Genomic DNA, 13,026 nt, shown 5'->3' with positions numbered 1-13,026 from the left:
ATTACATAGGGGATGATTTGTATGCAAAATACTACAACTAAAAGGAAAGTCAGGTCGGTAAATCTAGAGACATTTGTATTTTTAGCTATCTTATTAGGCGGATTTACCTATGTAGCAAGTATCATGGGAGCAGGTATAATGTTTAAAGTCATAATGAACACTGCTCACGATTTATTATTAAATACTGTATTTTTAATAATGGCAATGGCTGTTTTAGCAGGGGCACTAAGTGCATTATTATCAGAATTTGGAGTAATATCACTACTTAATAAAATATTTGCTATTTTTATGAAGCCTTTATATGGACTTCCAGGAGCTAGTATAGCAGGAGCTGTAACTACTTATTTATCTGATAATCCAGCAATCATATCATTTAGCAAGGATAAATCTTTTACTAGGTATTTTAAAAAGTACCAAGTACCAGCACTTTGTAATTTGGGTACATCTTTTGGAATGGGTCTTATAGTTACAACATTTATGATATCTCAGGGTGAAAAATATGTACTTCCGGCGTTAGTAGGAAATATAGGTGCCATAATAGGTAGTATAATTAGTGTTAGAATAATGTTGCACTTTACAAAAAAATACTATAAAGATGAGATAGATAATACTAGTTTAGAAATAGAAAATTCTAAGATAGAAGAGTATAGAGAAATAAGAGATGGAAGTATATTCCAAAGAGTCCTAGATGCAATACTTGAAGGTGGAAAATCAGGTGTAGAATTAGGATTAGCTATAATACCAGGTGTTTTAATAGTATGTACATTAGTAATGTTACTTACATTTGGCCCAAGTATAGATCCAAATACCGGTAAAGAAGTATATACAGGGGCAGCATATGAAGGTATAGCTCTTTTACCTGTAATAGGAAAGAAGCTAAACTTTATATTAGAACCACTATTTGGATTTACATCAGCACAAGCTATAGCATTTCCTATAACATCATTAGGTGCAGTTGGTGCAGCTATGAGTTTAGTACCACAGTTTATCAAAGATAATGTTATAACTCCTAATGATATAGCCGTATTTACGGCCATGGGAATGTGTTGGAGTGGATACTTAAGCACTCATGTAGGTATGATGGATGCATTAAATGCAAGAGGACTAACTAGTAAAGCAATAATTTCACATACGATAGGTGGAATTATTGCAGGTGTATCTTCTCATTTTATATTTATGCTAATTTCATAAAATTTATAGAAAATAGACTTAGATGATATCCAAGTCTATTTTTATTTGTATTAGGATATTTAAAATTATATTGATTAGTAATCTTACGCTATAAAAATTTTATATTTTAGATTACTTCTTTCTAGGCTTTATAGGTCTAGATGTATTTTGACTAACAGAACCAGTTTTGCTAGGTCTTAATCTTGGTGATATATTAAATTCTTCAGCTATTTCTAGACTTGAACTTGCAACATTTTTACTTTGTTGAGGGGCTTTACAAGCTTTCTTTTTAGTCATATAGTCCTCCTTAAATAATTTATTGAACAATAATAATTTAACCTAAAAATATAATTACTATTCTAATCAATAAAATGTAGCTTTAGAAATTAGAGTGAATTATTAAATGGAAAAATGAGAAAAATATATATAGAATGATGTTTAACCAAAGGAGGAATTAATTTGGAGATACTAATAAGTCTTATAGGAGGACTAGGACTTTTTTTATATGGTATGACATTAATGGGTAATGGACTTCAAAAAGCAGCTGGGGAAAAACTAAAGAAAATAGTAGAGCTTTTAACAAGTAATGTTTTACTTGGAGTATTAGTTGGAGCAGGAGTAACTGCGATAATACAAAGCTCTAGTGCTACTACTGTTATGGTAGTTGGTTTTGTAAATGCAGGTATAATGACGTTATCTCAAGCTATAGGAGTTATAATGGGAGCAAATATAGGTACAACTATAACTGCTCAATTAGTAAGTTTTAATTTAGAGGGGCTTGCTCCTATAACTTTAGGTATAGGTATAGCACTTTATCTATTTTCATCAAAAAGTAAAACTAAAAATATAGCAGAGATATTGCTTGGATTTGGTATATTATTTACGGGTATGGAGTTTATGAAAGATGCTGTCAGCCCTCTTGCTGAATATAAAGGATTCACAGATGCACTTGTTAATTTTGGTCATAGACCACTACTTGGTGTACTGTTAGGTCTTATAATAACAGGAGTAGTTCAAAGTTCAAGTGCATCAATGGGGATGCTTATAGCATTAGCATCACAAGGAATTATACCACTTCAATCTGCACTTCCTATACTTTATGGAGATAATATAGGTACTTGTGTTACATCATTATTGTCTAGTATAGGTGCTAACAAAAATGCAAAAAGAGCAGCAATTATGCATTTATTATTTAATATTTTGGGTACACTAATGTTTTTATTAATATTAAACAAGCCAATAGTTGCAGTAGTAACAAGAATTAATCCAACAGATGTAGCAAGACAAATAGCAAATGCACATACATTATTTAATATAGTAACAGTTATAATACTTTTACCATTTTCTAAGTATATTGTAAAATTAGCTATGAAGATAGTTCCTCAAACTGAAGAAGAAAAGGAAGTTAAAACTTATTTAGATGAGCGAATGTTAGAAACACCATCAATAGCATTTGCAAATACATTAAAAGAAACTAATAAAATGGCTAAAGTAACAAATATATGCTTAAATTCATCTATGAGTGCATTTTTAAATAAATCTAAAAAAGATGTAGAAGAAACATTTAAAATTGAAAAAGATATAAATGATTATCAAAGAAATATATTAAACTATTTATTAAAATTGTCTAAGACATCTTTAACTGGTAACTCAGTAGAAGAGGTAGATAATTTATTTAACACTATAAATGATTTGGAAAGAATAGGAGATCATTCTGAAAATATAGCTGAACTTGCTGAAATAGCAATTGATAAAGATGTAAGCATATCCAATGATGGTCAAAAAGAAATTGAAGAAATGTTTGAAAAAGTCAAAAAAAATTATGAAGATGCTTTAATTCTTATAAATAAAAAAGACAAAAAAATAGCTGAAAGAATAATTAAAACAGAAGAAGAAGTAGACAATATAGAAAAATCAATAAGAGCAAATCATATATACAGATTAAACAATAATACATGTGAGATAGATTCTGGGATATTATATCTAGATTTAGTATCAAACTTAGAAAGAATTTCAGATCATTGCTCAAATATAGCTATAAGAGTATTAAATTATTAGCACACTAAATAAGTGTGCTTTTTTATTTATTAATGTAATATATTTACTTGAAAGTTGTGGATAATCTATGAATTAAAGTTATAGTAACATATTTAGAAAAAGTAAAGGTATTCGCATATACAGTAGCTCAAAAATAATTTTTAAGCAACGAACGAAGTCGTTGGAGACATGAGCGAAGCGAATTTTTTATGTATATATATAAATATCAACTTAAAAAACTTATAAATTTTGGCTACATATAAATATCTAAAAAAGCATAAAACTTAATAATAGATAAACAGAAAATATGGGGGATTTAACATGAATAGATTATTTTCATTAGGTATAGATATTGGCTCAACTACAGTCAAAGTTGTGGTATTTGATGATGATAATAATATTGTATATAAAAATTATAAAAGACATTTGTCAAGTATAAAAAATACAGTTTTAGATACATTATTAGACGTACAAAGTATACTAGAAGGTAGAGAAATAACTGTAGCAATAACAGGGTCATGTGGAATCGATATGGCTAAGAGACTAAAAATAGATTTTATACAGGAAGTAATAGCATCTACAGAAGCTATAAAGTATTTTTATCCAGAAACTGATGTGGTTATTGAATTGGGAGGAGAAGATGCAAAGGTAACTTATTTAACAGATGGAATAGATCAAAGGATGAATGGTATATGTGCAGGAGGAACAGGTGCATTTATAGACCAAATGGCATATCTTTTACAGACCGACTCTAATGGATTAAATGAACTTGCAAAAAATTATGATACGATTTACAAGATAGCATCAAGATGTGGTGTATTTGCAAAAACAGATATACAACCTCTTTTAAATGATGGAGCTAAAAAAGAAAACATTGCAATGAGTATATTTAATGCAGTTGCTATACAAACTGTTAGTGCATTAGCTTGTGGGAGAGAGATAAAAGGTAAGGTTGCTTTTTTAGGAGGACCATTATATTTTTTATCAGAACTAAGATATGCTTTTAAGAGGGTGTTAAATTTAGATGAAGAAGATATAATATTTCCTAAGGATGCCCAACTTTATGTATGTATGGGAGCTAGTTTAATATCAAAAAAAGGTAGCAAAGTTAACCTTGAATCATTGATAGATAAAATTAAGAATTTGGATAAAGAAGGTATAAATAAAATAAGTAAATTAGAGCCACTATTTAAAGATAAAAATGAATATGAAATATTTTTAAAAAGGCATAACAAAAAAGATATAGGATATAAAGATATAGAAAAAGTAGTAGGGAATTGTTATTTAGGTATAGACGCAGGGTCAACTACAACAAAAGTAGTTTTAATAGATGAAGAAAAAAATATATTATATAGTCACTATAGTAGTAATAATGGAAGACCTTTAGATACAGTCAAAGCAGTTTTAATTGATATATATAGCAAATTACCTAAAAAAGCTAATATATGTTACTCAACAGTAACAGGTTATGGTGAAGGTCTTATAAAGAAGGCATTAGGTATAGATTTTGGGGAAATAGAAACTATAGCACATTATAAAGGAGCAAAGTATTTTAATGATAAAGTTGACTTCATATTAGATATAGGTGGGCAAGATATGAAGTGTTTAAAAATTAAAGATGGTGTAATTGATAATATAATATTAAATGAAGCATGCTCATCTGGATGTGGTTCATTTTTAGAAAATTTTTCAGAATCATTGTCTATAGACATAAAAGAATTCGCAAAAATAGGAACATTATCTAAATTACCAGTAGATTTAGGTTCAAGATGTACTGTATTTATGAATTCAAAGGTAAAGCAAGCACAAAAAGAAGGTGCTAGCATAGCAGACATATCAGCTGGTCTTTCCTATTCCATAATAAAAAACGCATTATATAAGGTTATTAAAGAAAATAATTTTGATAATTTAGGGAGTAATATAGTTGTCCAAGGAGGTACATTTAATAATGACTCAGTACTTAGAAGTTTTGAAAAGATAATAAACAAAGAGGTAATAAGACCATCTATAGCTGGGTTAATGGGGGCTTTTGGATGTGCTTTAATATCAATGGATATGCATAATGGTAGCAATAAAAGCACCTTACTTAATTTAGACAAAGTAAAAAACATAGAAGTTAGTTCAAAAACTTCAAGATGTGGTGGATGCTCAAATAATTGTTTATTAACAATAAATAAATTTTATGATGAATTATTCATATCAGGAAATAGATGCGAGAGGGGAGAAGCTTTATATAATGATAATAAAATAAAAGAAAATAAGATAAATCTTTATAAATATAAATATAATCGAATATTTAACTACAAGCCATTAGAAAAATCTAAAGCATTTAGAGGTGAAATAGGTATTCCAAGAGTATTAAATATATATGAAAACTATCCATTTTGGCATACTTTTTTTACAAATATGGGATTTAGAGTAGTTTTATCTAAACGTTCATCAAAAGATTTATATGAAAAAGGAATATCATCTATAACATCAGACACAATTTGCTACCCAGCTAAGATGGTACATGGGCACATAAAAGATTTAATAGAAAAAGATATAAAATATATTTTTTATCCTTGTGTAGTTAATGAAAAAAAAGAAGATGAACGATGTGACAACAACTATAATTGCCCAATAGTTATATCTTACTCAGAAGTTATAAAAAATAATATAGATGAAATAAAAAATATAAATTATATTAATCCTTTTATAAGTCTAAATAATCGTGAGAAACTTATTAAAAACTTATATGAAGAACTATTTAAGTACTTTAATATATCTAAGACTGAGGTAGAAAAGTCTCTAGATAAGGCATATATAGAACAAGAGAGATACAGAAAAGATATAGAAATTGAGGGAGAAAAAGCCTTAAAAGAGATTTATGATAAAAATGAAAAAGGTATAGTTTTATGTGGAAGGCCATACCATATAGATCCGGAGATAAATCATGGAATACCAGAACTTATAAACTCTTTAGGAATAAATGTATTAAGTGAAGATTCTATATGTCACTTATCTAAAATAAATAAATCACTTAGAGTAGTTGATCAGTGGGTATATCACCATAGAATGTATAAAGCAGCAAGTTTTGTAAAAGAAAGTTCTAATTTAGAACTTGTTCAACTAAATTCATTTGGATGTGGTATAGATGCTATTACAATAGATCAAGTCAAAGAAATCTTAAATGAGAAATCTAAAATTCATACAGTTATAAAAATTGATGAGGGAAATAATCTAGGTGCAGCTAAGATAAGGATAAGGTCATTAAAAGCTGCAATAGAAGAAAGAAAAAATAATAAATATATAGAAAATGATCATATCGAATATAAAAAAGGTAGAATAAATAAAAAACATACTATATTAGTACCTCAAATGTCACCTATACATTTTCAATTTTTTAAAGAAACAGTAAATTTAAGTGGGTATAATTTGGTTATTTTAGAAAATATAAAAAGAGAAATAATAGATGAGGGGTTGAAATATGTAAGCAATGATGCATGTTATCCTGCAATAATAGTTATAGGTCAAATTATAGAAGCTTTAAAAACTGGTAAGTATGATTTAAATAGCACTTCTGTAGCTATAACACAAACTGGTGGAGGATGTAGAGCTACTAATTATATAGGATTTTTAAGAAAAGCCCTTTATGATTCTGGTTACAAAGATATACCTGTAATATCTTTAAGTGTAAATGGAATAGAGAAAAATGGATTATCAAAACATATTACACTTAGTATGGCTAATAGATTATTAATGTCTTGTATATATGGAGATTTATTGATGAAAGTTTTATATAGAACAAGACCTTACGAAAAGTATACAAACAGTGCCAATAAATTGTATGATAAATGGGTTTGTATATGCAAAGAATCATTAAAAAAATCTAGTATATTAGAGTTTAAGAAAAATATAAAAAGTATAATACATGATTTTGATAATTTAGAGTTAATAGATATAAAAAAGCCTAAGGTTGGGTTAGTAGGAGAAATATTAGTAAAATTTCATCCTCTTGCAAACAATTATTTAGTTGATATTATAGAAGCTGAAGGAGGAGAAGCGGTAGTACCTGAGTTATCTAACTTCTTTCTTAGTTGTTGCTTAAATGCAGAATATAAATTTAAACATTTAGATGGAAAATGGATAAATAAAGAATTAGGAAATCTATTTATAAATGCAATGAATATTTATCAAAGCACTTATAATAAAGAATTAATGAAAAGTAAAAGGTTTATTCCTCCAAAAAATATAAGAACTATATCTAAGTATACTGAAAATGTAATATCATTAGGAAATCAAACAGGAGAAGGTTGGTTATTGACAGGAGAAATGTTAGAGTTATTAGAAGATGATATTAAAAATATTATATGCATGCAACCTTTTGGGTGCCTTCCAAATCATATAACAGGAAAAGGTCAAATAAAGAAAATAAAAGAAATGTATAAAGATGCAAATATAATAGCTATTGATTATGATTCATCAGCAAGTGAAATAAATCAAATAAATAGAATTAAATTAATGTTATCAACAGCATTAAAAAATAATTTTTAAAGTATGAATTAAGCCCCTTAAAATAGATAGAATTTAAAGTTATTAGATAACACTACTTTAAGGGGAATCTTTATGTAAGGAAATAATTCAAATATGTGTTTAAAAGAAGAGATTGAAAATGCTATAATATTATATAAAATCAATTTAAGTTAAAATGAAAAAGATAATTAGTATAATAGATAGTTATATACATTGATATAACAACGATTAATTTAAATCTTAGCTAAAGTTTATTATTTATGATATAATCAAGAAGTACTGCATGGAAGGAGGAAAACATTATGAAAGAAATAAATAGTGCTATATCTTCAGAATACTTAAGATACAAAATAGATGAAGATATAATCATATATCAAGGTAGATTTTGTATTTATTTAGATAAAAAATATAAATGTAGCGGAATAGTGTATTATAAAATGACTCCTCCAGTATCTATAAACTTTAAAGCACAAATACTTTCTGCATATGATGAAGATATAGACTTAGATTTAGATTATGATAATGCAATACTTGAAATTTATGGATATAAGCCAATTTCGATAAGTATAAATTCGATAAATGATTTTAATATAGAAGGATATACAAATGATAGCTATATAAAGTCAAAAAATGCATATGTAGATTATATAGATTTTCATATAATAAACTTAGATAAATTTCCGGGAACACTTATAAAACACGTGGATAAGTTGTTCGCAGGTAGAATTCAATTTGAAATTAATGACTTTGTAGTTACAATAGATAAAAGGTATGATTATAGAAAAGAATTAAATGAAAAACTAAAATCAAAATCTGGTAGTATAATAACTCATATAGGGAGAGTTCAAAGAAAAGATAAAAAACAATTTAAAACTAATAATATAATAGATTTTTTAGATAGGATATCAATAGCACTTAGCTTTATGTGTGGAAGGCATATTGGAATATGCTTAGCTAAAGGGTATCAAGGAAATAACAATGTCTATAGGTTATGGAGAGAAAACATAGTAACTCCATTTAAGTTTGTACCAACTTGGACAGATACTATATCAAATCACCATAATATAGAAAAGTATATGTCTTTAATGTGCAAAAAACTAGAAGATGGATATTGTGGACAAGTTATAAAAAATGTAATAGATTGGTATATAGAATCATTAGGTGAGATAACAATAGAAAATAATATAATATCAATTCAAATTGCATTAGAAGCACTATCTTATATGATACTTGTAGAGCAAGAACAAATACTTAATGATGATGAATTTGACTTAAATAGTGCAGCTAAAAATATAAAAATGGTACTAGATATATGTAAAATCCCATATGGAATGGAAGAATTAGATCTATTTGATGATTGGACTAAAACAAGATTTGATGATGGGGTAGATCTAGTAATATACTTTAGAAATAAAATAGTGCATCCAAGCAGAAGAGATAATAGAGCAAATCTTAGTGTTGAGGATATGTGGAATATAATACAAATAGGGACAAAGTATTTAGAACTAATAGTATTATCTTTTATAGGATATAAAGGAGAATTTTCTAATAGACTAAATGAAAGATGGTTTGGGGAAGTAGAAGTAGTTCCATGGAATAAGTTTGATTAAAAGTATAGCTGTTGGGTAAATATAAAATAAAATGTTAACTAAAAGGGTGAGACAAATGATAAAATTATATGGATATTCAAAATGATCGACTGTAAGAAAAGCCAAGGCTTGGCTTAAGGAAAATAACTTAGAATTTGAGGATATTGAAATAGTTAAAAATCCTCCAACTAAAGAAGAATTAAAAAAAATGTATGAACTAAGTGGATATGAATTAAAAAAATTCTTTAATACTAGTGGTGTAAAATATAGAGAGCTAGGGCTTAAAGATGTAGTTAAAACTGAGAATGATGATAAATTACTAGATATACTATCTAGCGATGGAATGCTTATAAAAAGGCCTATAGCATTTGATGGAAAACATGTTGTGGTAGGTTTTAAAGAAGAGGAATGGAAAGAAAAATTACTATAAAACAAAAGCTGTGTTGTATAATTTATAACACGGCTTTTTGTATTAAAAATAATGTCAAATTATATACCTAAATCATATAATGTATAGGGCTATTTACTATAGCTTAAGTACTATAAAAGGAGAATTAATTATGGTAAAAAAGGTATATATAGATCCAGGTCATGGTGGAAATGATAGTGGAGCTATTGGTATTAATAATCTATATGAAAAAAATATAAATATAGAAGTATCTAAAAAGGTAGAAAAATTATTAAAGAAACAAGGAATAGAAGTAAGGTTAAGTAGGTCTGAAGATAAAACAATATCTTTAGAAGATAGAGTTAGTGATGCAAATAGTTGGGGTGCAGACTGTTTTGTATCTATTCATTGTAATTCATTTAATGGCACAGCTAACGGTATAGAGACGTACTCTCATACATCATCAACTAAGGATTTAGCAAATTATATACATGAAGAATTGCTAAAAACCAAAGCATATACTAAAAATAGAGGAGTAAAGACTGCTAATTTTTATGTAATAAGAAATACTAATATGAGAGCATGTCTTATAGAGCTTGCTTTTATAGATAATCAGGAAGATTACAAAATTCTTACTCAAAAGCAAGAGGCATTAGCAGATGGGATAGCAAGAGGCATATGTAGATATTTAAATATAACGTATACTCCAGTTGACAATGATGTTAATAAACCTATAACACCTATAGATAATAGGGATACTTTATATAGGGTAGTATGTGGCTCATATAATAATAGATTGAATGCTGAAAAAAGAATAGAAGAGTTAAAAGAAAAAGGATTTAATGATGCTTTTATAGTTATATACAAGAAGGAATAAGTAATAGATTAATTAATAAAATCCCAGAGAAATATTACTCTGGGATAAATTAATTATATTCTAGTTTTCTTTTACATATATTTTAGGAATATATATAGTTAAATTATCTAAATTAATAATACTTTCGTAAATTACTTTAGCATTAAGTTTCATGTCGCTATTTTGTAACTCTAAAGAAAGTATAGTGTTATTATAGTTACATATATCTAATGTTTTTTTATCCTCTTTAAATTTTAACTTTATGTTTTTATTACATCTAAGAAAATTTTGTAAGATGTCATAATAATTCATAATAGTCATCCCTCCCCCTTTACTATTTTAATATTACAATAAATATATAAAAAACTCAATTTTAAAGTAAAGAGAAATTAAAGTTTGCTTTATATTATAACATTATATATAATTAATTTATTAAATAAGGGAGAGGTGTATTTGTGGAATTAAATGATAAGCTAGAAAAATTAAAAAATAAATTAGCTAAATTAGACAATGTGGCTATAGCTTATTCTGGAGGAGTAGATAGTAATTTTTTACTTAAAGTAGCTAAAGATGTATTAGATAAAAAAGTAGTGGCTATAACTTTAAATGCTATGATGCATAGTAAAAAGGAAATAAACGAAGCAAAAAAGTACGCAAATGAATTTGGTGTTAAGCACCTAGTTATAGATATAGATAATTTAGAAGTAGATGAGTTTATCGAAAATAAAAAAGATAGATGCTATCATTGTAAAAAATATGTGTTTAATACTATTAAAAAGATAGCAAAAGATAATAATATAGAGTATGTACTAGATGGAACAAATATAGATGATTTAGGTGATTATAGGCCAGGGCTAAAAGCACTAGAGGAATTAAATATTATAAGTCCATTAAAAGAGTGCAATTTGACTAAAAAAGATATAAGAGTATTATCGAAAGAAATGGGGCTAAAAACATATAATAAGCCGGCTTTTGCATGTCTTGCAACTAGAGTCCCATACAATACAAGAATTACTGAAGAACTTCTTACAAAAATAGAAATGAGCGAGCAATATTTAGCAGATTTAGGATTTAATCAGTTTAGAGTAAGAGTACATGAAAATATTGCTAGAATCGAAGTTGGATTTGATGAGATAGATAAGTTTTTTATTAAAGAAGTACTTAAAAACACTAGTAATAAATTTAAAGAATTTGGATTTGAATATGTTACCCTAGATATGAATGGATATGAAATGGGTAGTATGAATAAAGATATAAGCAACTAAGGAGGACGTATGAAAAGTTATACATTAGTATCACCATGCTTTTTTGGTATGGAAAAAATGCTAGCAAGAGAAATAAAAGAACTAGGTTTTGAAATAGTAAAAACAGAAGATGGTAGAGTAACTTATAAAACTGGAGAAGATGGTATCGCTAAAGCTAATATGTGGTTAAGATGTGCAGAAAGAGTACACCTTAAAATTGCTGAATTTGAAGCTAAAACTTTTGACGAATTATTTGAAAATACTAAGAGAATAGATTGGTCAAGATACATTCCTTATGAAGCTGAATTTCCAGTATCAAAAGCATCATCTATAAAGTCAAAGTTATATAGTACTACACATATACAATCAATAGTAAAAAAAGCTATAGTAGATAGTTTAAAAGCTAAGTATATGGAAAGAGGACTACTAAAAGAATGTAAAGAAAAATATCCTATATATGTATTTATACATAAAGATATAGTAACTCTTTACATAGATACAACAGGAGATGCTCTTCATAAAAGAGGATATAGAGAAAGAGCTAACAAAGCACCTATAAGAGAAACTTTAGCTGCTGGTATAGTTGATTTAACACCTTGGAAACCAGGTAGAATATTGGTTGATCCTATGTGTGGTTCGGGGACTATGCTTATAGAAGCAGCTATGAAAGCTATAAATATGGCACCAGGTATGAATCGTGAGTTTATATCTGAAAAGTGGAGAACTATAGATAAAAAAATATGGTGGGATGTTAGAAAAGATGCCTATGAGAAAATAAATGAAGATGTAGATTTTAAAATATATGGATATGATATAGATGAAGAAACTATAGAAATAGCTAAAGAAAATGCAGAAATAGCTGGAGTTGATAAATATATAGAATTTAATGTTTTAGATGCAACTAAATTTAAAAGTGATGAAGAGTATGGGTTTATAATAACAAATCCACCTTATGGAGAAAGACTTGAAGACAAAGAAAGTGTCCAAATGCTATATAGAAATTTAGGAAAGGCCTTCTTTAGACTTAGAAATTGGTCATATTATTTAATAACTTCTTATGATGAATTTGAAAAAGAGTTTGGAAAACAAGCTGATAAAAAGAGAAAGCTATACAATGGAATGTTAAAAACAAACTTATATCAATATATAGGTCCAAAACCACCTAGAAAATAGTAATATTTAACCCTCTAATATACTATATATAATATAAAGAGTATTTTAGGGGGT

General features: G+C 27.3%; 9 protein-coding genes and 1 pseudogene. 8 read left to right on the top strand and 2 right to left on the bottom strand.

Annotated elements, in window-relative coordinates:
• The first annotated feature begins 21 nt into the window (after positions 1–21).
• Positions 22–1,191: a CD0519/CD1768 family membrane protein gene (locus FRIFI_RS08160; RefSeq protein ID WP_166505573.1), complete on the top strand. Its 1,170-nt coding sequence runs from the start codon at positions 22–24 to the stop codon at positions 1,189–1,191.
• A gap of 111 nt (positions 1,192–1,302) precedes the next feature.
• Here FRIFI_RS08160 and FRIFI_RS08155 read toward each other — a convergent pair whose 3' ends face one another.
• Positions 1,303–1,467, bottom strand: a complete 165-nt coding sequence (locus tag FRIFI_RS08155) for a hypothetical protein (protein ID WP_166505572.1) — start codon at positions 1,465–1,467, stop codon at positions 1,303–1,305.
• A 162-nt stretch (positions 1,468–1,629) separates the two neighbouring features.
• Between FRIFI_RS08155 and FRIFI_RS08150 the strand changes: the two genes are divergently transcribed.
• The 5 genes and pseudogenes from FRIFI_RS08150 (at position 1,630) to FRIFI_RS08130 (ending at position 10,576) form a co-directional block, all read left to right on the top strand.
• Positions 1,630–3,228: a Na/Pi cotransporter family protein gene (locus tag FRIFI_RS08150; protein WP_166505571.1), complete on the top strand. Its 1,599-nt coding sequence runs from the start codon at positions 1,630–1,632 to the stop codon at positions 3,226–3,228.
• A gap of 300 nt (positions 3,229–3,528) precedes the next feature.
• Complete coding sequence (locus FRIFI_RS08145) at positions 3,529–7,743, top strand: 2-hydroxyacyl-CoA dehydratase (protein ID WP_092925389.1); 4,215 nt, start codon at positions 3,529–3,531, stop codon at positions 7,741–7,743.
• Between the two features lie 281 nt (positions 7,744–8,024).
• A complete protein-coding gene (locus tag FRIFI_RS08140; protein WP_092925391.1) occupies positions 8,025–9,332 on the top strand; it encodes a hypothetical protein in 1,308 nt (435 codons plus the stop codon).
• A 97-nt stretch (positions 9,333–9,429) separates the two neighbouring features.
• A pseudogene (locus tag FRIFI_RS08135) lies at positions 9,430–9,741 on the top strand (Spx/MgsR family RNA polymerase-binding regulatory protein); the annotation flags it as partial.
• Between the two features lie 130 nt (positions 9,742–9,871).
• The gene (locus tag FRIFI_RS08130; RefSeq protein WP_166505569.1) at positions 9,872–10,576 is read left to right on the top strand and encodes an N-acetylmuramoyl-L-alanine amidase; all 705 of its coding nucleotides are present in this window, start codon (positions 9,872–9,874) and stop codon (positions 10,574–10,576) included.
• 60 nt (positions 10,577–10,636) lie between these two features.
• Here FRIFI_RS08130 and FRIFI_RS08125 read toward each other — a convergent pair whose 3' ends face one another.
• A complete protein-coding gene (locus FRIFI_RS08125; protein WP_166505568.1) occupies positions 10,637–10,867 on the bottom strand; it encodes a hypothetical protein in 231 nt (76 codons plus the stop codon).
• Between the two features lie 143 nt (positions 10,868–11,010).
• On the opposite strand from FRIFI_RS08125, the gene larE reads away from it, so the two are divergent.
• Together larE and FRIFI_RS08115 are read left to right on the top strand one after the other, a co-directional pair.
• Positions 11,011–11,820: an ATP-dependent sacrificial sulfur transferase LarE gene (gene larE / locus FRIFI_RS08120; protein ID WP_166505567.1), complete on the top strand. Its 810-nt coding sequence runs from the start codon at positions 11,011–11,013 to the stop codon at positions 11,818–11,820.
• 9 nt (positions 11,821–11,829) lie between these two features.
• Positions 11,830–12,972: a THUMP domain-containing class I SAM-dependent RNA methyltransferase gene (locus tag FRIFI_RS08115; RefSeq protein WP_092925400.1), complete on the top strand. Its 1,143-nt coding sequence runs from the start codon at positions 11,830–11,832 to the stop codon at positions 12,970–12,972.
• Positions 12,973–13,026: the final 54 nt, after the last annotated feature.

The sequence above is a fragment of the Romboutsia hominis genome, assembly GCF_900002575.1.
GTDB lineage: Bacteria > Bacillota > Clostridia > Peptostreptococcales > Peptostreptococcaceae > Romboutsia_C > Romboutsia_C hominis.
This window is presented reverse-complemented; position numbering and strand designations above follow the sequence as displayed.

What these genes read in the sequence shown, in the direction of transcription:
- FRIFI_RS08160 (WP_166505573.1), top strand. Translation starts at nt 22, where the DNA reads ATGCAAAATACTACAACTAAAAGGAAAGTCAGGTCGGTAAATCTAGAG.
- FRIFI_RS08155 (WP_166505572.1), bottom strand. Translation starts at nt 1,467, where the DNA reads ATGACTAAAAAGAAAGCTTGTAAAGCCCCTCAACAAAGTAAAAATGTT.
- FRIFI_RS08145 (WP_092925389.1), top strand. Translation starts at nt 3,529, where the DNA reads ATGAATAGATTATTTTCATTAGGTATAGATATTGGCTCAACTACAGTC.
- FRIFI_RS08140 (WP_092925391.1), top strand. Translation starts at nt 8,025, where the DNA reads ATGAAAGAAATAAATAGTGCTATATCTTCAGAATACTTAAGATACAAA.
- FRIFI_RS08130 (WP_166505569.1), top strand. Translation starts at nt 9,872, where the DNA reads ATGGTAAAAAAGGTATATATAGATCCAGGTCATGGTGGAAATGATAGT.
- FRIFI_RS08125 (WP_166505568.1), bottom strand. Translation starts at nt 10,867, where the DNA reads ATGAATTATTATGACATCTTACAAAATTTTCTTAGATGTAATAAAAAC.
- FRIFI_RS08115 (WP_092925400.1), top strand. Translation starts at nt 11,830, where the DNA reads ATGAAAAGTTATACATTAGTATCACCATGCTTTTTTGGTATGGAAAAA.